General features: G+C 55.7%; 17 protein-coding genes. 16 read left to right on the plus strand and 1 reads right to left on the minus strand.

The features are described 5' to 3' along the window. Positions 1 to 38: 38 nt before the first annotated feature. Positions 39 to 2,402, plus strand: a complete 2,364-nt coding sequence (locus ACZ5AL_RS06915) for an FAD-dependent oxidoreductase (RefSeq protein ID WP_464513091.1) — start codon at positions 39 to 41, stop codon at positions 2,400 to 2,402. Between the two features lie 304 nt (positions 2,403 to 2,706). Next, positions 2,707 to 3,699 (plus strand): oxygen-dependent coproporphyrinogen oxidase, encoded by a 993-nt coding sequence (gene hemF / locus ACZ5AL_RS06920; RefSeq protein WP_464513092.1) that lies wholly within the window; start codon positions 2,707 to 2,709, stop codon positions 3,697 to 3,699. Between the two features lie 40 nt (positions 3,700 to 3,739). On the opposite strand, the gene rpoN is transcribed toward hemF, so the two are convergent. Next, the gene (rpoN, locus tag ACZ5AL_RS06925) at positions 3,740 to 5,236 is read right to left on the minus strand and encodes an RNA polymerase factor sigma-54 (RefSeq protein ID WP_464513094.1); all 1,497 of its coding nucleotides are present in this window, start codon (positions 5,234 to 5,236) and stop codon (positions 3,740 to 3,742) included. Between the two features lie 396 nt (positions 5,237 to 5,632). On the opposite strand from rpoN, the gene ACZ5AL_RS06930 reads away from it, so the two are divergent. The 14 genes from ACZ5AL_RS06930 (at position 5,633) to guaB (ending at position 22,814) form a co-directional block, all read left to right on the plus strand. After that, positions 5,633 to 7,306 carry an Hsp70 family protein gene (locus ACZ5AL_RS06930; RefSeq protein WP_464513095.1) on the plus strand — a complete coding sequence of 558 codons (1,674 nt, stop codon included), beginning with the start codon at positions 5,633 to 5,635 and terminating at the stop codon, positions 7,304 to 7,306. A 363-nt stretch (positions 7,307 to 7,669) separates the two neighbouring features. Continuing rightward, complete coding sequence (locus ACZ5AL_RS06935) at positions 7,670 to 8,143, plus strand: ribosome maturation factor RimP (RefSeq protein WP_464513096.1); 474 nt, start codon at positions 7,670 to 7,672, stop codon at positions 8,141 to 8,143. A 33-nt stretch (positions 8,144 to 8,176) separates the two neighbouring features. After that, complete coding sequence (nusA, locus tag ACZ5AL_RS06940) at positions 8,177 to 9,685, plus strand: transcription termination factor NusA (RefSeq protein ID WP_464513098.1); 1,509 nt, start codon at positions 8,177 to 8,179, stop codon at positions 9,683 to 9,685. 82 nt (positions 9,686 to 9,767) lie between these two features. After that, positions 9,768 to 13,067: a translation initiation factor IF-2 gene (infB, locus tag ACZ5AL_RS06945; RefSeq protein WP_464513099.1), complete on the plus strand. Its 3,300-nt coding sequence runs from the start codon at positions 9,768 to 9,770 to the stop codon at positions 13,065 to 13,067. Between the two features lie 121 nt (positions 13,068 to 13,188). Further along, complete coding sequence (gene rbfA / locus ACZ5AL_RS06950) at positions 13,189 to 13,578, plus strand: 30S ribosome-binding factor RbfA (RefSeq protein WP_464513100.1); 390 nt, start codon at positions 13,189 to 13,191, stop codon at positions 13,576 to 13,578. A 56-nt stretch (positions 13,579 to 13,634) separates the two neighbouring features. After that, entirely contained in the window at positions 13,635 to 14,378 is a 744-nt protein-coding gene (gene truB, locus ACZ5AL_RS06955) for a tRNA pseudouridine(55) synthase TruB (RefSeq protein WP_464513102.1), read from the plus strand. Next, on the plus strand, positions 14,375 to 15,346 hold the full coding sequence (locus ACZ5AL_RS06960) for a bifunctional riboflavin kinase/FAD synthetase (RefSeq protein ID WP_464513103.1): 972 nt from the start codon (positions 14,375 to 14,377) through the stop codon (positions 15,344 to 15,346). The genes truB and ACZ5AL_RS06960 overlap by 4 nt, the downstream gene beginning before the upstream one ends. 97 nt (positions 15,347 to 15,443) lie before the next feature. Further along, complete coding sequence (gene rpsO / locus ACZ5AL_RS06965; RefSeq protein ID WP_464513104.1) at positions 15,444 to 15,710, plus strand: 30S ribosomal protein S15; 267 nt, start codon at positions 15,444 to 15,446, stop codon at positions 15,708 to 15,710. A 148-nt stretch (positions 15,711 to 15,858) separates the two neighbouring features. Further along, positions 15,859 to 17,976 carry a polyribonucleotide nucleotidyltransferase gene (gene pnp / locus ACZ5AL_RS06970; protein ID WP_464513106.1) on the plus strand — a complete coding sequence of 706 codons (2,118 nt, stop codon included), beginning with the start codon at positions 15,859 to 15,861 and terminating at the stop codon, positions 17,974 to 17,976. A gap of 116 nt (positions 17,977 to 18,092) precedes the next feature. Beyond that, a complete protein-coding gene (locus ACZ5AL_RS06975; protein WP_464513107.1) occupies positions 18,093 to 19,022 on the plus strand; it encodes an NAD-dependent epimerase/dehydratase family protein in 930 nt (309 codons plus the stop codon). 28 nt (positions 19,023 to 19,050) lie between these two features. Further along, a complete protein-coding gene (locus tag ACZ5AL_RS06980) occupies positions 19,051 to 19,809 on the plus strand; it encodes a segregation and condensation protein A (protein WP_464513108.1) in 759 nt (252 codons plus the stop codon). Positions 19,810 to 19,837: 28 nt separating this feature from the next. Then, positions 19,838 to 20,521 (plus strand): SMC-Scp complex subunit ScpB, encoded by a 684-nt coding sequence (gene scpB, locus ACZ5AL_RS06985; RefSeq protein ID WP_464513110.1) that lies wholly within the window; start codon positions 19,838 to 19,840, stop codon positions 20,519 to 20,521. Between the two features lie 6 nt (positions 20,522 to 20,527). Beyond that, on the plus strand, positions 20,528 to 21,280 hold the full coding sequence (locus tag ACZ5AL_RS06990; RefSeq protein WP_464513111.1) for a pseudouridine synthase: 753 nt from the start codon (positions 20,528 to 20,530) through the stop codon (positions 21,278 to 21,280). 7 nt (positions 21,281 to 21,287) lie between these two features. Further along, positions 21,288 to 22,814: an IMP dehydrogenase gene (gene guaB / locus ACZ5AL_RS06995; RefSeq protein WP_464513113.1), complete on the plus strand. Its 1,527-nt coding sequence runs from the start codon at positions 21,288 to 21,290 to the stop codon at positions 22,812 to 22,814. Positions 22,815 to 22,844: the final 30 nt, after the last annotated feature.

The following is a 22,844-nucleotide window of genomic DNA, read 5'->3' on the forward strand; positions in this document are numbered from 1 at the left end:
TCCCGAAACAGTTTTCCAGATCGTGCTCCCCCGCTTCTATGATTGGTGCCCTTCGCCGCTACGCCGACTGGCTTCACATGCAATGGCCCGATGGCGACGTTTCGCGGCTCCCTCGGGTCGACGAAAACTACCAGACCAATGTAGATGGCGTCTATGTGGTTGGCGACTTAGCAGGTGTGCCCCTGCTCAAGTTCTCGCTGGACAGCGGCACGAAGGCGGTGCGACACATCGCCAACGATGCGTCGTTTTCTCCGGGCGCTCAGGAGGATGCGTATGATGTCGTCATTCTTGGCGCGGGGGCGTCGGGCATGGCGGCGGCGCGTGAAGCGGAAAATCAGGGGCTCTCGTATGTGGTGCTCGAAGCCACGAAGCGGTTTGCCACCATCAAAGATTTCCAGATGGGCAAACCCATTTACACCTATCCGAAAAGCATGACTCCTGCGGGCGACATCCAGGTGTCGGCTCCGGTGAAAGAAGCGCTGGTTGACGAGCTTGAATCCCAGACGGGAGACATTCCGGTGCAGACGGGTGAAGCACAGCGTATTGACCGTCAGAATGGACGCCTGGAGGTAGTCTGTGGCGACGACTCACGCATCGCCGCGCAGCGCGTTGTTGTGGCGATTGGGCGCAGCGGCGCGTTTCGCGAACTGGGAGCGCCCGGCGAAGACCTCGATCATGTCCACCACCGGTTGCATGACCCGAGCAAATGCGACGGAAAATCGGTTACCGTGGTGGGCGGTGGCGACTCGGCCCTGGAGGCGGCCATTGCACTCACCGAAGCAGGAGCCAACGTCACGCTCTCCTATCGCCGCGATGCCTTTTTCCGTCCAAAGGAAGAAAATATCGACCGGGTGTACGAGCTTGCCGCATACAGCAGCACCGGCTCGCTTACGCTCAAGATGAACACCGAGGTGGAGCGCATCGAGGAGGAGGCCGTGGGGCTACGCCATGATGAGGGCGGCACCGAGCGCATTCCCGCTCGAAAGGTGTTCGCCATGATTGGACGCGAGGCGCCGCTCGACTTCTTTCGGCGCTCTGGTATCGAAATCCGCAACGACTGGGGCACCTGGCCAAAGCCCGACATTCGAAAAGCCTGGACGGAACGCTCCACCGAGCCCCTCGAACTGCACAAGCTGCCCCAGATGAACTGGTCGCGCATCGGGGCGATGCTTGCCTTCACCGTGTTTATGGTGGTGGTGTATAGCTGGCAAGAAGGCGGGGGATGGCTGAACCAACTGGCCGAATCAGCCAATGCATTTCCGTTTTGGCTGGGCGATGTCATATCCGGCATAGAGCCGTCGAGCCTGGTGGGCGTAACGCTCACGTCCATGCAAACGCCGTCATTCTACTTCACGATGGCCTATTCGATTATCGTCGTGGTATATGGCTACCGGCGGATCCAACGGCGCAAGACGCCCTACATTACGTGGCAAACTACCACGCTGGCCGCGATCCAGGTGGTACCGCTGTTCTTGCTTCCTGAGATTTTTCTACCGTACCTGGGCGGCAATGAGCTCCTGCCAGCCGGTCTGCTCGATGGGCTGTTCCCCGAGAGCGATTGGGCCACGCACGGACGCGAATACTGGCGGGCGTATGGCTTTATCCTGGCGTGGCCGCTGCTCGTGTACAACGTGTTCACGCACGATCCGCTCTTTTGGTGGCTGGCCATCTGCTTTGTACAGACGTTCGTGCTCATCCCCGGCATGATCTATTTCTGGGGCAAAGGGGCCTACTGCGGATGGATCTGCACCTGCGGCGCACTGGCTGAAACGCTGGGCGACGAGCACCGCGATAAGATGCCCCATGGCGAGTGGAGTAATAAGCTCAACTTTGCCGGACAGATTATCATGGTGATTGCATTTTTGATGCTGTTCTGGCGCATCGGCGGGTGGATCTGGCCCGGCGGCTGGATGGAATCTACCTTTAACACCATGCTCTCAGGCGGCCTGTTTGGATTCGGTATCCTGAGCTACGCCTGGTTTGTAGATGTGCTGCTGGCTGGCATGATCGCGCTGGGCGTGTACTTCTGGCTGAGTGGACGCGTGTGGTGCCGCTTTTTCTGCCCACTGGCTGCGCTGATGCACATCTACCATCGCTTCAGCCGCTTCCGTATCCTGGCCGACAAAGACAAGTGCATCTCCTGCAACGTGTGCACAAGCGTATGCCACCAGGGCATTGACGTGATGAGCTTTGCGCAGCAGGGCAAGCCGATGGAGGACCCGCAGTGCGTGCGCTGCTCTGCTTGCGTGCAAAGCTGCCCCACCGGCGTGCTCTCCTTTGGTCAGGTGGATACGAACACGGGACAGGTCATCAGCCGCGATTCGCTGGAGGCGTCGCTGGCACGCATTCAGGAAGAGGCCGCCCTTGAAAACGGACAGCGTCAGCAGGCACAGGGCAGCTAAGTGGCCCCACGATGAGGTATTGCGATGGGTCCAGCACCCCCTAACAAGGAGCCACTCTATCTTTTGCAAGACCATGGGCACACGCGAAAACAAAAAGACGCAGAGCGTCCACCGCTCCGTCGCGACGCAGAGCATCGCGACGAGTGCTTGGTAGGTGGAATTATGGGCTTTCTAATCCAAACCCAGACATTCCACTATCGACTCGCTCTACACCTTAGTGGAATCCCGGTAAATCGGCGAACGGTGCACCGTCCGTGTGATACAAGTACCCTGCATCCCCCTCTGAACCAATGCCGCATCCACCATGAGCGATTCCAAAGAACGGGTTGAACGCCTGCGCGAGGAGCCCCGGACCGATATCTCAATGGCTCACCGTATGCAACGATTTGTCGAGGCGCTGCAACTGCGTATTATAAAGCGCCTGCAAGGGTATGAGTCTGAGGCACGCTTTCAGGTGGATACATGGGAACGTCCGGGCGGGGGCGGCGGCCGCACAGCTGTGATTGAGGGTGGCGAAGTCTTTGAGAAGGGAGGCGTGAACACCTCCGCGGTGCATGGCGAGTTGCCGCCCCGAATGGCTAAGGCGTTGGAAGTGGACCAGGCGCCCTTTTTTGCTACAGGTCTTTCATTGGTGGTACATCCCCGCTCGCCGTACGTACCCACGGTGCACGCCAACTTTCGGTACTTTGCGTTGGGCGACGACCTGACGAACCCTGACGACCAATGGTTCGGGGGCGGTGCCGACCTGACGCCGTACTACCCCACGCTACACGACGCCAAGCACTTTCACCGCGTGTGGAAAACGGTGTGCGACAACCACGATAGCGTAGCTGATTACGCGGCGTTCAAAAAGAAGTGCGATGAGTACTTCTACCTGTCACACCGTAACGAGGCGCGCGGTATTGGTGGGATCTTTTACGACTATCTGCGAGATGAGCCGGAGCGCACCTTCCATTTCAGCCGCGACGCCGGACGCGCGTTTCTGCGATCGTACCTGCCGATCCTGGAGCGCCACAACGACCGTCCGTACGGCGAACGGGAGCGTCGTTATCAGACGCACCGACGGGGCCGCTATGTGGAGTTCAATCTGCTGTTTGACCGTGGCACCAAGTTCGGCATCGAAACAGACGGACGCACGGAAAGCATCCTGATGAGTTTGCCTCCAGAAGTGAATTGGAGCTACGACTGGTCGCCCGAGTCCGATACGCCCGAGGCGCGGGCGCAGTGGTTCTTCACGGCACGCGACTGGCTAACGCTGGACGATGAGGCGGCTCCGCGTGTCATCGAAACGGCATAGCACTCGCTACCGACCGAGGTGCCTCATGTGACGATCATCCTCATTCTGAGGGCTTCTCGTCGTCAAGTACAATCTCCTTGCGCAGGCGAGCTACCGGGATACCGAGTTGCTTACGGTACTTCGACACGGTGCGTCGTGCAATTTTGAACCCTCGCTCTTCCAGCTTATCGGCCAAGGCTTGGTCCGACATTGGATCGGTCTTGTCTTCGTTGTCAACGATTTGTGCCAGGATGGCTTTGACCTCTTTGTTCGATACCTCTTCCCCGTCTACTGTCTCCAAGCCCTCCGAAAAGAAGTACTTGAGCTCATAGACACCAAACTCTGTTTGCACGTACTTACCGTTTACCACACGGCTTACTGTAGAGATGTCCATGTCAATGATATCGGCCACATCCTGCAAAATCATGGGCTTGAGATGCCCTTCGCCGTAGCGGAAAAAATCCTCTTGTAGTTGCACAATGGCATCCATGACGAGTGTCATGGTGTGGCGTCGTTGATTGATGGAGTTGATGAACCAGCGGGCCGACTCGAACTTGTTTTTAAGAAAGTCTTTCGCATCCTCATCGACGTTGGAGTCCGACTCATCACTTTTCTTGTCAGCACGCATCTTTTCAAGCATGCGGCGGTAGTGGCGTGAGATGCGCAGATCCGGGGCGTTCTGCCCGTTGAGGGTGATGATGAACTCACGATCTACATATCGGACGGTAAAGTCGGGTGTAATGTAGTTGGTCTCCTCGGAGAAAGTGCCTTCGCCAGGCTTGGGGTCGAGGCGCTGTTGGATCAGGTCGAACGCGGTTTTGAGGCGTCGATCATCGACCTCCATCCGGTTCTTGAGCTTCTTAAAGTGCTTCATGGTGAACGCCTTGTAGTGCGACTCCAGCATTTCAATAGCCAGGTCACGCCCTTCCACATCGGGGTTCATACGGCGAAGCTGGATGAGCAAGCACTCTTGCAAGTCGCGTGCAGCAATACCCGCCGGATCCAGCGACTGCACCTGTTGAAGTACATCTTCAACCTCTGCTTCGGTGACTTCGGTGTTGTGATTAAAGAGAATGTCGTCGATAATCGAAGCCACCTCGCGACGCAAATACCCGTCCTCATCAATCGACCCTACGATCTGGTCGGCAATGAGTTGGTCCTTTTTATCAAGGTTCAGAAGCGACAATTGCTCGTTCAACTCCTCGGCCAAGGATGTAGACGCCCGCATCTGACGGCGGTACTCGTCATCTTCATCGCTGTGTCCGGGGCCGGCCTTGTACCCATAAAGGTCGTCGGGGCTATTCAGCAGCTCATCAAGATCGAACTCGTCCTCATCATCTGTTTCGAGCTCGTTTTCCATTTCCTGCTCAGTCTCGGCGTCCTCCCGCTGTTCAAGCGCTTCGTCATCAACGCCTTCCTCAAGCAAGGGATTTTCCGAGAGCTCGTCTTTGATGCGTTGCTCCAAATCGAGCGTGTTCAGCTGCAGCAGCTTGATGTATTGGATTTGCTGCGGCGATAGCTTTTGCTGGAGCTCTTGTTTCTGATGAAGTTCAAGCATGGCAATACAGCGGCTAAACAACAGTCAGTGCGCCCCTATAGCGATGAACGACGCACGCAAAAATCATTCCTTCGGGTGCATACCATTATAAGGAATGTAACGGCCAAGGTCAACGTAGAGCATGACGCGCGATGCACTTTATTTCAGTCCTGTCACAGCTCAGCCTTCGCTCAGCATAACATATCTTTTGAAGGGGGCAGAGCTTGACATGAGCCATGGGCCTATCATTATCATTCAGGTGGGATATGGCATTGCGTGTACAATAACGCCCCTGCAACACCTCTTTTTACGTGTCTTGGACTCATAAGATCGATGTTAGAATCGCTGCATCACTGAAACTATGTGCCCCTTTTTGCCTTTGGAGCATGAACCATGTATCAAAAAAACACATGTCCTATGGCATTTGTTGGCATTGACCTCGGTACGACCACATCTGAAATTGCAATCTTCGATAAAAAAGAGGGGCCGCGTCTCCTCAAAGATGCACGCGGCCACGCCATCGTCGATTCCTACTTTGGCTTCGACCGCAAAACAAACCAACCGATTGTTGGAGAGGGGGTTAAGTCTATTGCGCAGTCTGACCCCGAACTGGTGGTTGAGCAAGTCAAGCGACACATGCGTAAGGATATTGAGTTTACTCTGGGGGACTATCAATTTACGCCTGCTGAGATTTCGGCGCAGATCCTAACCCATCTAAAAGAGAGTGCTGAGCAGCAACTCGATGAACCCGTGGACCGGTGTGTCATTACCGTGCCAGCCAATTTTCCGGATCCTGCGCGACGCGCTACAAAACAAGCGGGAGAAATTGCTGGCATGCGCGTAGAGCGCATTATCAACGAACCTACGGCAGCGGCCTTGGCCTACGGGTTCAATGAAAACATTGATGACGAAACCATCCTCGTCTACGATTTTGGGGGTGGCACCTTCGATGTGTCCATTGTGGAGTATCAGGGCACGGTGGTGGATGTAAAAGCGTCATCGGGTGATACAGAGCTTGGGGGCAAAGATCTTGACCGAGTGCTTATGGAGCATGTCACCCTGCAGTTCGAGGATGAGCATGGGGTCGAGATTGTGAAAGACTCCAGCAACTACTACCGCCTTCTTTTTGCGTGCGAGGCAGTGAAGAAAGACTTGAGCGTAAGCAAGCATGCGACAGTCAATATTCCGTATTTCATGGTGCAAGATGGCGAGCCCATTAATCTACAGGTAGATGTGCGGCGTAGCACCTTCGAATCCCTCATTCGTCCGATTGTCGAGCAAACGGAAACGGCTATTCACAAAGCGCTTGACGATGCGCAAATGACGCCGAATGACATTGACCGCGTGCTGATGGTGGGCGGTACCAGTCGGATTCCATACGTTCAGCAGTTTGTGGAGCGTATCATGGGAATCCCACCGCATAAGCAGATCGACCCGGATAAGGTCATTGCGCTTGGCGCTGCGGTGCAAACCGCAATGATTGATGGTCTGACCGATCATACAATCCAAGATGTATGTCCGCTTTCGCTGGGCACCGTGGTCGTTCGAAATCACTATGGCGAATATGTGGACGGACAATACTCGGAAATTATTCCCACAAACAGTAAGGTGTCAGAAGAGCACACCCGTGTGTATACACCCGCTGCACGGGGACAGTCTTCGGTAACCCTTCGTGTGTACCAGCGCGACTCGCAGTCTGGTTCGGTACAGGCAGAAGTCGATGAGGAGCCAAACACCGAGGAGGGGTTTACACGCTTGGCAGAGCAGACCATTGATCTTCCCGAATCAGCCTCCTCGAACGATATCGAGGTAGGCTATGTCTACAATCCAAACGGAATGCTTGATATCTCGGTGCGCTTTCCGGATGCCGATACCGAGCACACGTTTCAGGCGCATGCTGGGCTGGATGATGAAGCCATTGCCCGGTCGCGTCGCAAGGTGCAAACCAGTCGTGGGGCGCGGTCAGAAAAAAACGATCGCAACCAGCGATCGGGATGGCCTTACTCCAATGATTCTGATACCAATAGCAGCCCATTTGCAGGAAATGGGAATGACGACGAGGTGGATTGGGACAACTACTTTAAAGATTGAAGATTATAGTCTGACCAGGCTGTTGCTGACGTGTGTGTCTGGCGAAACGGTTCGGAGCACCCCGATCGGAGGAAGAAGTGCTTCTGAAATGCCAAAATTAGAAAATCGAAACAGCCTCTAACACCAATCTTCGCACGTAGATTGCAGGAACCACCGTTCGCACAGAAACAACCCTCAAAAGGGGACGTTACGATCTCCTACCGGGTCGTAGTGCATGCCTGGTTCTCAACGTGTTACTGAACACTTTGGGGTGGCTGCAGAGCCGCCCTTTTTTCTTGCCCGGTTGCCTCGTAGGGCCGCCGCAAAGCCAATAGCATACAGGCTTTGCCCTCTGAAATTGCTTGCGAACGTGCGTTTACACTCATGCCAACGTCCTCTTCTACCTTAGAGCAAACCATCCGCGAGGTGGTGAATGCCGTAGTGCGCTCGACCGACTACTTTCTCGTTGATGTAGATATTCGGGGGCATGAAGGCACCCGTGTGATTGAAATCTTCGTAGATGGAGACGATGGGATTGGGCACGACGATCTTGCCGCAATCAGTCGCGATGTAGGATTTGAACTTGAGGTCAACGACCTTGTGAAAGGCGGCTACACGCTTGATGTGTCTTCGCCAGGCATAAAGCGCCCGCTTACGTCGCCACGCCAGTATCGAAAGAACGTAGGACGGTCGTTGCGCATTAAGTACGAAGACCCCGACGACGGATCCACACAGTATGAGGTGGTAACGCTTGTAGAGGCTACCGACACGGACGCGCGTATCGAATTGCCTTCAGGCGAGACATGCACACTGCCGTACGAGTCGATCGAACGCGCTAAAATTGAGCTCCCCTGGTAACCGCTCCCTCCTCACGCAACCGCACAACCATTTATGCGAAGCGCCGATCTCGTTTCTTCATTTGGAGAAATTGCTCGCGTCAAAGACATTGACCGGGCCACATTGCAGATTATCGTCGAAGATGTAATCAAGGCGATGATTCGGAAGCGGTATGGGGCCGATGAAGCCTTCGAGATCATCTTTAACCCCAATCAGGGGGATATCCAGGTGCTCCACATCCAAGAGGTGGTAGACAACTGGTCGCTTGTCGATCCGGTGACTGAAATTGAAATCAATGATGCCCACGAGATCGATCCTGACCTGGAGGTGGGCGACGAAGTGGCCAGCGAAATGGAGATTGCTGACTTTGGCCGCCGCGCTGTGATGACGGCTCGCCAAACATTTCAGCAGCGCATTCGCGATATTGAAAAAGACCAGATCTACAACGATTATTCGAAACGGATCGGCGAAATTGTGGTGGGTGAGATTCGCCAGGTGCGTGGCTACGAAACACTCCTCGTTCATGAGGACGAAGTTGAGATGTCGCTGCCCCGTCAAGAACAGATTCCTGAAGACCATTACCGCAAGGGCGACATGTTGCGCGCTGTGGTGAAAGAGGTGCGCCGCGATACCGGGAGCGATCCACAAGTTATTGTGAGCCGCACCGATCCCACGTTCATGGAGCGGCTTTTTGAGCTAGAGGTGCCTGAAGTGTACGACGGCATCGTTGAGATCAAAAAAATTGCTCGGATTCCGGGCGATCGCGCCAAAGTGGCCGTTGCCAGTCACGACGAACGAGTGGACCCTGTGGGCGCATGCGTTGGGGTGAAAGGCGTTCGTATCCATGCGGTAGTGCGCGAGCTGGCCGATGAAAACATTGATGTGCTCGAATGGTCTGACGACCCCCAAACGTTCATTAAGCGCGCCCTCTCGCCTGCCGAGCCTGTCAGCGTGAAAATTAATGAAGATGCCGATCCGCCACGGGCCCGAGCCGAGGTGGCCGCCGATGAGGTCAGCCAGGCCATTGGGCGGAAGGGCGTCAATATTAAGTTGGCCGTGAAGCTAACGGGGTACGAGATTGATGTGTACCGCGAGATTCCTGCTGATGAAGAGGATATCGAGATTGAGGAGTTCGCTGACGAACTTGATGGCGAGGTGGTCAAGCAGCTCCGTGAGATCGGATGCGACACCGGAAAAGCCGTACTGGAGCTCTCCTCTGCGGCCTTGGCCCGGCGCACCGGCATGGATCGTGATACCGCTGCCCATGTTATCGATGTGATTCGCACCGAGTTTGAGCGCGGACCCACCGTATCCGACTTTCTTGCTGAAGGAGCCTTTGAAGTGGAAGCCATGGGGCCCGGGCCTTCCGAGCGTAGCGCGCCTCCCGAGACGGCTACCGATGAGGACGCCGACGAAGCAGAAGGCGCTCCATCTGACGAGGAAGCAGAAGGTTCTGGCAAAGCAGAAGGTTCTGGCGAAGCAGAAGAGGAACCTGCGAACCAGGACCACGATGCCAGTGAATCCGTTGCCTCTACTAAGCCGCCCTCCGAATCAGACGTCTAAACCGATACCCATGCACTCTACATAACCTGTCCAGCGTTCGGCTCCGCCATGAGCGGGGCACCGAGTAACTGACCACCGTTTTATGCCGACGACTGAAAAAAAAGAGTTTAAAAAGAAAAAAGTATTCCAGGTAGCACGGGAGCTCAATATCTCTACCGATCGTGTAGAGGAGTTTCTGCAGGAAGAGGGATACGCCGATGCATTGTCAGGATCTGGCTTTAATGCGAAGATTGTTGACGAAGAGGCGTATCTTGTGCTGCGTGAAGAATACGACGACGATGCACAGGCTGCGGAGCGCATCCGAGAATTGCGCGCGAGCGACGCCAAAGACGCCAAAGCTGATGAGGCCGAGGACGCGTCGCAAGAACCGCAACAAGAAGACGTCGAGCCGACCCCCGAGGCGGAAGAAGACGCGCAAGAGGAAGACGCGCAAGAGGAAGGCGAGGCGGTGTCATCGCAAGAGCAGCCCGATGCTACTGTGTCGGTTGCTGAAACAGCTGATGACGATGCGGTTGCTGAAACGTCGCCCAAAGATGAGCAGCCCGAGTCATCCGAACAGGCTGCTCCCGTGGACGATGCCGACCCTGTATCCGATGAATCAGCTTCTGAGGCGGCTGAAGATGATGCCGTTGCAGAAGGCGCAGCGACCGATGCACAGGTCGATACTGTTGAACAAACTGATGATCCATCGCCTGAAACTGAGGATGTCATTTCGGAAGAAGAGGAAGAACCCTCTACTACGAGTGCTGATGCCGACGTTGATGCGGAACAGGTAGTAGCTGATCAAGAGGCTGTCGAAGATGACGCTTCTGCGGATAAAGAAGAGACGTCTAGCGAAACGGCTTCTGAAACTGCAGAAATCGATGCTCAGGCAGGAGCCTCCGAAGAAACGTCTAAAGGCGTCTCTGAAGAGGACTCCGACGAAGTGTCTACAGACGATGCCGAAGATGCAACTGCAGAAGACGACTCCGTCGAGACGCCGTCTGATCCGGCGGAAGACGATGCTGTAGCGGAGGAAGAAGAGCCTACCGCCACAGCCTCGGATGAGCCCGTTGCTGAATCTACTGACACATCTACTGACGATGTAGAAGATGTGAAAGCAGAAGGCACTGACGCCGACGAGAGCGGTACTTCAGAGGCCAAAGCCGACGCTACCGACGCCGACGCCGACACTTCCAAAGCGTCAGGAGAAGCTGATGGCCAGGAAGCCGGTGATCAGGAAGATGCTGACGATGCTGAGAAGGCAGAAGATGGGACGCTAAAAGCGAACCGTTATCGGCTTACAGGCACTCAGGTTGTTGGTAAGGTAGACCTGGGCAAAATGCGTCGCCGCAAGCGCAAGCGCAAGCGTAAGAAAAAAGAGAAGAAAGAGCAAAAGAAGAGAGAGAAGCAGAAAAAGAAGGAGCAACAGAAAAAACAGAAACAGCGCAAGCAGCGCAAAAAGAAAAAGAAGCGACGTCGTCGCGGCAAGCCGAAAGAAGAAGACGTCGAAAAGACGATTCAGGAGACGCTGCAAGAGTTAGAACAAGGCGCAAGCCGTGCCCGCCAGCGTCGCCGCCGCCGTCGTCGCAAGCGTCACGAAGAAGAACGCAAGCGCGAACGTGAGCGCAAAGCGGAAGAAGAAAGTGTGCTGCGCGTCACCGAGTATGTGTCAACCGGCGAGCTTGCCAACTTGATGGGTGAGCCTGTCAAAGAGGTTATTGCTTCGCTCTTTGACGCCGGAATGATGGTTTCGATCAACCAGCGTCTTGACCGCGATACCATTGAGTTCATCGCGGCTGAGTACGGCATGGAGGTTGAGTTCATTGACGAATTCAGCACCGATGCCCTTGAGGTGCCCGATGATGATCCGGAAGACATGGAGCCTCGCGCTCCGGTTGTAACCGTGATGGGCCACGTTGATCACGGAAAAACGTCGCTGCTCGATTACATCCGTAGTGCCAATGTGGTTGCAGGTGAGGAGGGAGGCATCACGCAGCACATTGGTGCGCACCAAGTGAACATATCGGACCAAGAAGGGACGATCACATTCCTGGATACGCCCGGTCACGAAGCCTTTACGGCGATGCGTGCTCGTGGCGCAAAAGCAACCGATATCGTCATTCTGGTGGTAGCAGCCGATGATGCAGTGATGCCGCAGACCATTGAGGCTATTAACCACTCGCAAGCTGCCAACGTGCCGATTGTGGTGGCCATCAACAAGATGGATAAGCCTGAAGCCGATGCGCAGCGCGTAAAAGCCGAACTTGCTGAGCACAATGTGCTCGTTGAGGAGTACGGCGGAGACGTGCAGTCGTCTGAAGTGTCGGCTGAAACCGGCCAAGGCATTGACGACCTGCTCGAAAAAGTGCTGTTGCAGTCCGAGCTGCTAGAGTTGAAAGCCAACCCCGACCGCGAAGCCGATGGCGTTATAATTGAGAGCCGCCTTGAAAAAGGCCGCGGAAACGTGATTACGGTGCTTGTGCAAAACGGAACGCTCGAAGTGGGCGACCCTTTTGTGGCAGGTATGTACAGCGGGCGCGTACGTGCTATGTTTGATGAGCGGGATAACCGCATTGAAGAAGTCGGGCCCTCGCAGCCCGCCCTTGTGCTGGGCTGTAATGGCTCTCCTGAAGTGGGCGACCAGTTTGTCGTGCTTGAAGACGAGAGCGAAGCCCGCGACATTGCCCAGAACCGTCAGCGGATCCACCGCGAGCAAGAGCTGCGCCGTAAGAGTCAGCTTTCACTTGACGAGATTGGCCGTCGCCTGTCTACCGGCGAGTTCAGCGAACTGAACCTCATCGTGAAAGCTGATGTAGGAGGCTCGGTCGAAGCCCTGGCCGATGCCCTGCTCAAGCTCAAGACCGACGAGGTGGCTGTACGTATCATCCACAGCGGTGTGGGGGCCATCAATGAAAGCGATGTGATGCTTGCACGGGCCTCTGAAGCCGTCATTATCGGATTCCAGGTGCGCCCAACGTCTGGTGCCCGCGACACAGCCAAGCGCGAGGACGTAGACATCCGCACCTACTCCATCATCTATGATGCGATTGAAGATGTGCACGATGCGCTCGAAGGTATGCTTAGCCCGGAGAAGCGCGAAGACGTGAAAGGACGCGCCGAGGTCCGAGAAATCTTCAAGGTGCCTGGCGTCGGAACGGTTGCCGGTACCTACGTGACCGATGGCACGATCAGCCGCGATCACCGCGTGCGTGTGCTTCGGGAAGGAGTCGTCGTGTACGAAGGTGAAATCGGATCGCTCAAACGCTTCCAAGACGACGTCAAAGAAGTCAAGAAAGGCTTTGAGTGCGGTATGTCTATCGAAAACTTCGACGATGTAAAAGTCGGCGATGAGTTCGAAACCTACGTTATTGTCGAAGAGCGTCGTACCCTTGAGGTCTAGTGCGCTCGATCGAGTGATTTGCAAAGAAACGGTATGCAGGCAGGAGCTCTTTTGAAAGGGCACCTGCCTGTGCCGCGTATCTGCCCTGTTCTTCTTTCTCGTCTTGTTTGTATGTACCCCTATGAGTATTCGAACTGAACGCGTGGCCAAACTCATTCAGCGTGAGGTGGCGAAGATTCTTCAGGAAGACTACGCCGAACGCCTCACGCCCATGGTTACCATCACTGATGCGCGCATCACGAAAGACTTGTCGGTTGCCTATGTGTACGCCAGCGTAATGGGCGATACTGAGGCCGAACGAAAAGCAACCTTCAAACAGCTTGAAGGGCTTACAGACGCTGTACGCTCCACGCTTGCAAATCGCATTCGCCACCAACTGCGTACAGTACCGGAGTTGCGGTTTTTTCTCGACGAGTCGCTGCAACGGGCTAAGCGAATGGAAACGCTCTTCGACCGGATTCGCGCTGAGCGCGAACGCCGCCTGTCCTCCGATTCAGAGACCGAAGCGTAGCATCGTCGCTTGCCTCTTCGCCTCCCCCAATAGAATACCAATGAATAGCTGGTTACATGGTCACAGCAGCTTCTCAGCGCCACATTCCCCCCGAGGTAGTGGTGCAGGCAGGCACGTGCCCGGATGTGTCGAAAGCGGCTCTTCTGGTGGATAAACCCGAAGGGCCAACCTCGCATGACATTGTACACCAAATCCGGCGGCATTTTAACGGATGCAAGACCGGTCATGCAGGCACGCTTGATCCTCTTGCAACCGGATTGCTCATCGTCTTAACGGGGGCAGCCACGAAGCTGCAAGACGCGTTTATGCACCTCGGTAAGACCTACGAGGGAACGATGCGCCTGGGCGCCACCACGCCTACGTACGACCGCGAGCAACCCCCAGACGAAACGTTTCCGTGGGCGCATATCAGCGATGAAGATCTGGAAGCCGCGACTGAGGAATTCATGGGTACGATTGTGCAGCGCCCACCGATGTACTCAGCGGTAAAGGTACGTGGGGAACGGCTCTACAAGAAAGCGCGGCGCGGGGAAACTGCCGTTCGTCCGCCCCGGCAGGTAACCGTGTCATCGTTTGACATCGTCGACCGGGCCGGGCCCGATGTGACGTTTAAGGTGACGTGCTCAAAAGGCACCTACATCCGTTCGCTTGCGCATGACCTGGGCAATGCATTAGATTCGGGCGCTTACCTTACCTCACTCCGCCGCACCCACATTGGCTCGTACGATGTGGCAAACGCCTGGGCGGTTTCTGATCTACTTAATACGTGTCCATCGCCCTCCTCCGACGCTACACCATGAAACGTGAGATTGGCTGGGATCAGATCGAGCGCGATCCATCTACGGTGCTTACCGTGGGCACGTTTGATGGCGTACACCGTGGCCATCAAGCAATTCTGTCGTTCCTGATAGAACGTGCGCAGGCGATGGATGGCATTCCCACGGTGCTTACGTTCGACCCCCACCCGCGCGAGGTGGTGCGCAATCAGGAAGTGCCGCTGCTTACCACCGTTGATGAGCGGGCCCGTGCACTTGAATCGTTTGGCGTGGGCCGCATGGTCGTGCTGCCCTTTACCCACGACCTGGCACAGTACGATCCGCGTGCCTATGTGCAAGAGATCCTGTGGGAAACGATCGGACTGCAGGCTATTGCGGTGGGCTATGACCATCGATTTGGGCGCAACCGCACCGGCAATGTAACGCTACTGCGCGAAATGGGAGCCCAACGCGGGTTCGCCGTGGAGCAAATTCCTCCGCAATCCGACGACAACGAGGTCATTTCATCCACGCGCATCCGCACACTTCTGGCTGAAGAGGGCGCCGTGAAACAGGCCGCACGGTTGCTTGGGCGTCCGTATTCGCTGAGTGGCACCGTCGTACGCGGAGAGCAGCGTGGGCGCACGATTGGGTTTCCGACGGCCAACATCGCACTGAACGATAGCCGTTCCTGTCTGCCTCAAAAGGGGGTGTATGCAACCCGTGTGTATGGCCCGCCACTCGAGACCGCGCATGTAGGAATGTGCAACATTGGGGTGCGCCCTACCTTCGGTGGCACCACCCCGACCATCGAAGTCCACCTACTTAATTATGACGGTTCGTTGTATGACAAATCGTTGTGTGTAGAGTTTGTGCAAAGACTGCGAGACGAGCAGAAATTTGATTCTGTGGAGGCATTACAGGCGCAACTTTCAGAAGATCGAGCCCATTGCATACGTGTTATGGAAGGCGCAAATGCATCGTCGTTGATCGCCAATGACGGTTGCGCATAAATGCTGACGTACCGATCTGCATGTACATTGACCGCAGGCTGCGCTCAGTATCTTCTTTAGCATGGTATAATCTAAAGAGGAACCAACCAACCCCCCTATGATAACGAAGGAACGCAAGCAAGAACTCGTTGAGGAATACGGAAGTAGCCCTAATGACACGGGTACTGCCGAGGTGCAAATAGCCATTTTCACCGAGCGGATTAGCCGGCTCACCGATCACCTCAAGGAGCACAAAAAAGACCACGCCACGCGTCATGGGCTGCTTAAGCTCGTGGGTAAACGCAGACGACTGCTCAACTACCTGAAAAGTCGCGATATTGAGCGCTACCGTGCGCTCATCCAAGACCTGGGGCTTCGCAAGTAAGCGAAACGAGCGGCATCCTGTTTGGCAGGGTGCCGCTTTTCGTTGGAGGTGCCCCGCTGTTGTTCACTCCCTCCAGCGTATTGTCTCGCACAGCCATCTGATGTGGGTGTGCGAATCACCAGTTGTTGATTGACCGAAGATTGAATACATGCCAGACGCAACCATCCAAACCATCAAATTTGCACCGGGGCGCACGCTCTCGATTGAGACGGGCCGCCTTGCCAAGCAAGCCAACGGATCTACCGTGGTTCGATTGGGCGACACTATGGTGCTCTCTACCGCCACGTTGTCCGACTCGGTGCGCGAAGGAACCAATTTCTTCCCGCTCACCGTGGACTACCGCGAGAAGTTTGCTGCCGGCGGAAAGGTGCCCGGCGGATTCATTAAACGCGAAGGCCGTCCTACCGACAAAGAAACCCTGACCGCCCGTCTTGTGGATCGGGCCGTCCGTCCCCTCTTTCCCGACGGGTTCTACCATAACGTTCACCTCGTGAACTACGTCATTTCGGCGGGCGATGACTACGATGCCGATATTCTCGCAGGCGTCGGTTCCTCTGCCGCACTGATGCTTTCGGGCGCTCCTTTCCAAGGCCCCATTGCTGAAGTGCGTGTCGGCCGCGTTGATGGTGAGTATATCATCAACCCCACCATCCAGCAGCTCGCCGACAGCGACATGAACCTCATTGTGGCGGGCAAAAAGGATGCGCTCGTTATGGTCGAGGGCGAAGCCGACGAAATCAGCGAGGATGAGATGATCGATGCGCTCGACGTAGCGCACGAGTCCATCCAAAAGCTGTGCGTGGGACAAGAGAAGCTGGCGCGCGCCTTTGGCACCGCCGATGACTTTGAGTGGACGCCCCACGTCGTTGATGACGCCGTTGTTCAGCGCGTACGCGAGCAATTTGGTCGCCGCGTGGCAGATCATGTGCGGGCTCCGTATCAGAAAGAAAAATTCTACACGGGCCTGAGCGACATCAAAGACGAAGCCGTTGAGTCGCTGGCCTCTGGCGATGAAGAGGAACTCGATGCCGGTGAAGTCCGCGATGCTGTGGGCGTGGTCGAAAAAGAGGCCATGCGCGAGATGATTCTTGCAGATGGCCGCCGCATCGACGGGCGCGATATGACCGAGGTGCGCGACCTGTGGATGGAGACCAGCTACCTGCCGCGTGTGCACGGTTCGGCGATCTTCAGCCGAGGCGAAACGCAAGTACTGGGCTCCGTTACGCTGGGGACGTCGAAAGACGTTCAGCCTGTTGATGAAGTGTTCGACGACACCGACAAGTCGTTCTACCTGCATTACCGCTTCCCCCCATTCTGCGTGGGCGAAGCAAGCTACCTTCGCGGTCCGAAACGCCGTGAGATTGGACACGGGATGCTTGCAGAGCGTGCCTTGAGTCCAGTCATTCCAAGCCAAGACGTGTTTCCGTACGTGATCCGCGTTAACGCAGAGGTGCTGGAGTCGAACGGCTCGTCGTCGATGGCCAGCGTTTGTGCGGGCTCTCTGGCCTTGATGGACGCGGGCGTGCCGATTGAGAAGCCGGTTGCCGGTATCGCAATGGGACTCGTCACCGATGGCGAGCGTACCCAGATCCTGACTGACATTCTCGGTCATGAGGATCATCTTGGTGACATGGACTTCAAGATCACCGGTACGCGCGATGGCATTACTGCCTGTCAGATGGACATTAAGGTGGATGGCCTGTCGCGTGACGTGCTGGCGCGTGCGCTGAAGCAATCAAGCGCTGCCCGTAGCGAGATCCTTGATGCGATGGAAGCTGAACTGCCCGAGTCGCGCGGTGAGCTGTCGGAGTATGCGCCGCGTCTTACCAAACTGACGATTGATCCCGAGCACATCGGTGCCGTGATTGGACCGGGTGGTAAGGTCGTGAAGAGCATCCAGAAAGAGACCAACACCGATGTAACCATTGAAGAAGATGGCGGCGTTGGGCTTGTTACGATTGCTGCCAAGAACCAGCAAGATGCCGAAGCCGCCATTGAGCGGGTGAAGCAGATTGTGGCCGTTCCGGAAGAAGGCGAGGACTACATTGGTACGGTGAAAACTATCCGTGACTTTGGCGCCTTTATCGAGATTATGCCCGAGAAGACCGGGCTGCTACACGTATCCGAGATTGCACATGGATACGTCGAGAATATAGAGGACCACATGAAGGTGGGCGACAAGGTGAAAGTCCACCTCCTTGAAGTGCGCGACGATGGCAAGATGCGTCTGACGCGCAAGCCGTTCCTCGAAGAAAACGGCCAATAAATGTGCTGTAGTGCACATCGCAAGTAAAACCCTGTAGCGGTGGGGGCAATTCGTACTGGATTGCCCCCACGTTACTTTCAAGGGGACTTACAACCTACTTATACTCCGTTATTGCAATGAAAATTGTTTGTACAGGAGGTGCCGGATTTATCGGCTCTCACGTAAGCAAAGCACTTCTCGAAGATGGACACACCGTCCATATCATCGATAACCTTTCCGCAGGAAAGCGAGAAAACGTGCCAGAAGGGGCTGTCTTCCATCCGATTGACATCCGCAGCGACGCCGCCGCTGAGCTGATGCGTACCGAGAACTACGACCTGCTCTCGCATCATGCAGCCCAGATGAACGTCCGTGAGTCGGTTGCGAATCCCCGTGCCGATGCTTCCACCAACATTGATGGATTGTTGAATCTGATGGAAGCTGGGCATGGCCATGGCCTGAAACGTGTCATTTTTGCCTCTACCGGTGGGGCGATCTACGGAGACCCAGTGTACGTACCTCAAGACGAACCGCACCCGCTGTGTCCGGTGTCGCCGTACGGGGTAAGCAAACTTGCCTCCGAAAAGTATCTCGACTTCTACCGCGAAGAATACGGTATTCCGTACGTGTCGCTGCGTTACGCCAATGTGTATGGTCCACGGCAGAATCCGGATGGCGAAGCGGGCGTGGTGGCCATCTTTATCGAGCAGATGCTCCGTGGCGAACAGCCCACTATCTACGGTGATGGCACCCAGACACGCGATTATGTCTACATTGACGATGTGGTGGCGATGAACCGTGCCGTGATGGAGTACAAAGACACAGCTATCTTCAACGTGGGCACCGGCCAGGAAACGAGTCTAAATGATCTGTTTGGGCACATTCAGACGCACACCGATCCGTCCATGGACTGCGCGTATGGCCCTGCTCAGCCTGGTGAGCAGATGCGTAGTGTGCTCGATATTCAGCGCGCTCAAGATGAGTTAGGCTGGACACCAGAAACGGATATGCTGTATGGGATAGGCGAGACGGTAAAGTGGTTCGAGCAAAAGCTGACTACAGCGTAAGTATAATACTCCGTTATTGCAAAATAAAATGTATCGAGTTGAGCTCCAACAGTTTGAGGGTCCGATGGACCTGCTCCTATTTTTTATCAAGCGCGACGAAGTCGACATCTACAACATCCCAATCGCAAAAATCGCGGATGAGTATCTTGCCTACGTTCGCGTGATGGAAGAAATCGACCTTGATGGCGTGGCCGACTTTATCTACATGGCCGCGCTCCTCATTAACATCAAGGCACAAATGCTCCTGCCTAGCCCCTCAACTGATGAGGACGGCGAGGAAATCGATCCGCGTCGCGAGTTAGTCGAGCGTCTGCTTGAGTACGTTCGCTTTAAAGAGGGAGCCGACCAGTTGGCGCTCCGCAAGGAAGACCGGGATCGACACGCCACACGAGGCGGCTCACTCGATGTTCGTGAGCAGTATGAGGGTCAGCCTGCCCGTGCGGTTGATCACACGGTATACGACCTCATGAACGCACTGGCGCACATGCTACAGGAGTCGCCCGACGAGGAGCCGACAACGCACGAGATCGAGCCGCTCCAGTATTCAGTCGATGAGCAGCAGACTTATGTGATGGACCGCCTGCGCCGTGCAACTGAGCTTTCGTTCCGATCGGTCGTAAAGAACCAAAACAAGGCCTTTATCATCGCTACGTTTCTTGCTGTTTTGGAGTTGGCGCGCCAACAACACCTGCACATTCACGTAGAAGAGTCCCACACTGATTTCATGCTGCGCTGGCATACAGGGGGAGATGGACAGGCGAATACGCCTCCCGAAGCTCCCGCCTAATGCTTTCTTCCCACCCGGTTTTGCTACGATGTCCGCCGATCAACTGCCCTTAGAGTTTCGTGAGAGTCGCCTACCCGAAGCCACCGAGGCGCTCTTGTTTGCTGCCGATGCCCCCATGCAGGCCGACCAGATGGCCTCTATTGTAGCGGATGTGACCGGCAACGACATTGTGGCCGCCCAGCATATTGAGGAGGCGATTCGGTCGCTCGAAGCCACGTACGAAGAGCACGGGCGCGCTTTTCAAATCGTGCAGTGGGCCGGTGGATATCGGCTTGTGACGCGCGAGTCGGTGGCCCCGTTCGTAAAAGCCATGGTACAAGACGAACAACGGCAAACCCTGTCGCGATCACTCTTAGAAACCGTTGCCGTTGTCGCGTACAAGCAGCCTGTAACGCGACCCGAAGTAGACTTCGTTCGAGGCGTGAATTCCGATTACGCGCTGCGCAAGCTCATGGAATTGGGTCTGGTAGATGTAAAAGGGCGCAGCGACTCGCTCGGGCGTCCACTCCTCTACGGAACCACCGATGCATTTTTAGAGCAGTTTGGGCTTAACACGCTCGATGACCTTCCCACTATTCGCGAAGTGGAAGACCTTCTCGAAGATCCCAACTTCGACGATGAACGGGCGCAGCTGCTGCAGTTGAAAACAGAAGCCGAGGCCACAAACGGCGATGTGGCTTCCGCTATCCCTGACCTTCCCGATGAATCGTAGTATAGCATGGCTGCTTCCTCCCCTGCGGTGCCTGCAGACGGCATGCGCATCAACAAATATCTGAGCCGAGCAGGCGTGTGTTCGCGCCGAAATGCCGACAAGATGGTGACTGCAGGGCGTATCACGCTGAACGACGAGACCGTATCGGAGCATGGGACGCGCGTGTATCCGGGGGATACAGTGGCGGTGGATGGGACGCCGGTTGGGTTGCAAAAGCGCCAGTACTTGCTCTTGAACAAGCCCGAGGGGATAATCACGACTGTGCGCGACGACCGCGGTCGCCAAACGGTGATGGATGTGGCCGGGCTCGGCACCAGCAATCCCGCCGGCCTTGCGCCTGTGGGGCGTCTCGATCGGGATAGCACCGGCATATTGCTTCTCACCAATGATGGTGACTTGGCCCACCGGCTCATGCATCCACGCTACCCCCTTGATAAAGTGTATTTTGTCGAGACCAAACAATCCGTTAAGCCGCACGAATTAGACCACCTGCAACGCGGCGTTGATATTGGGGACGATCGCCCTGCCGCCGCTGCGGATGCAGCCTACATTCAACCGCCCCGAAAAGACTGGATCGCCCTGAAGCTCCACGAAGGACGCAATCGTCAAATTCGCCGTATGCTTAGCGCCCTGAACCACACCGTGCGCACGCTCGATCGCGTGCAGTTTGGAGGGATTACGCTGCAGGGGTTGGAACGTGGAGCCGTGCGCCCGCTTACCGAACAAGAAGTCGCTGACCTTCGGAACCGTGTATCCTAACTCCCCCATGTCTACAAACTCGACCGTAGCGCCCGCGCTTGACAAGGCCCTGAATCGAAAGATACGCACCGAAGGGCTCACATACGACGATGTACTTTTGGTGCCACGCCGCTCACAGGTGATGCCCCGCACGGTGTCTACGCAATCGCGAGTCACGCGCGATATTCCCCTGAACGTTCCTATTCTGTCCTCGGCCATGGACACGGTAACCGAAGCCAATATGGCCATTGCAATGGCACGAGAGGGTGGTGTGGGCGTGCTCCATAAAAACATGTCGATTGAGGACCAGGCTGCCGAGGTGCGCCGCGTGAAGCGTTCCGAAAGTGGAATGATTCTCGACCCCATCACCATCTCGCCACACGATACCGTGGGCGATGCGCGCCGGATGATGTCGCACTATTCCATCGGGGGGATTCCCGTTGTAGACCAAGACAATAAGCTGGTGGGTATTGTAACTAACCGCGATGTGCGGTTTGAGCTGCAAAATGAAACCCCCATCCACGAGATGATGACGGCCAAGAACTTGGTTACGGCTTCGGTGGGCACCACGCTTGATGAAGCCGTGCAGATCTTGCAGCGGCACAAAATCGAAAAATTGCCCGTCATCGACGACGAAGGATACCTGAAGGGGCTCATCACTTTCAAAGACATCCGGAAGCGCCGCAAGCACCCCAATGCTTGCAAGGATGAGCATGGGCGGCTACGTGTGGGAGCGGCCGTAGGGGTAACGCCAGACGTGCTGGATCGCGTATCGGCCCTCGTGAATGTAGGGGTTGATTTCGTGACGATCGATACCGCACATGGGCACTCTGAAGGGGTGCTCGAAACAGTGGCGGATGTGAGTGCACGCTTTAATGATCAGGTGCAAATTATGGCGGGCAATGTGGCTACCGCCAAGGGCACACGCGATTTGATCGAAGCAGGCGCCGATGCAGTAAAGGTGGGTATTGGCCCCGGATCCATTTGTACAACACGTGTAGTGGCCGGCGTTGGGGTACCGCAACTTACGGCAGTGTTAGAGTGTGCCGAGGCTGCTTCTGAGCATGATGTACCCGTTATTGCAGATGGAGGTATTAAACAAACAGGTGATATTGCCAAAGCACTTGCTGCAGGAGCCGGTACTGTAATGATCGGTAGCCTCTTTGCCAGTGTCGAAGAAAGTCCCGGCGAAACAATCATCTACGAGGGACGAAAGTACAAAAGTTACCGCGGGATGGGCTCTGTAGGAGCCATGCAATCTGGAAGTAAAGACCGGTACTTTCAGGATGCAGAAGACGATCTCAAAAAGCTGGTGCCCGAGGGTATCGAGGGGCGCGTTCCGTACAGCGGCACCCTCTCTGAGGTGATTCACCAGATGGTTGGAGGACTCCGCGCTGCAATGGGGTACTGCGGATGCGCCACGGTTCAAGACCTGTATGAACACGCTGAGTTCACACGCATCACTGCTGCGGGCATGCGCGAAAGCCATCCCCACGACGTTGAAATTACGCAAGAGTCGCCTAACTACTACTCCGGGCGGCATAAGTCGGCTTAACGCAGTTGCCTGCCCCCGTTTCGGTTCTCT

The sequence above is a fragment of the Natronotalea proteinilytica genome (genome assembly GCF_055379935.1).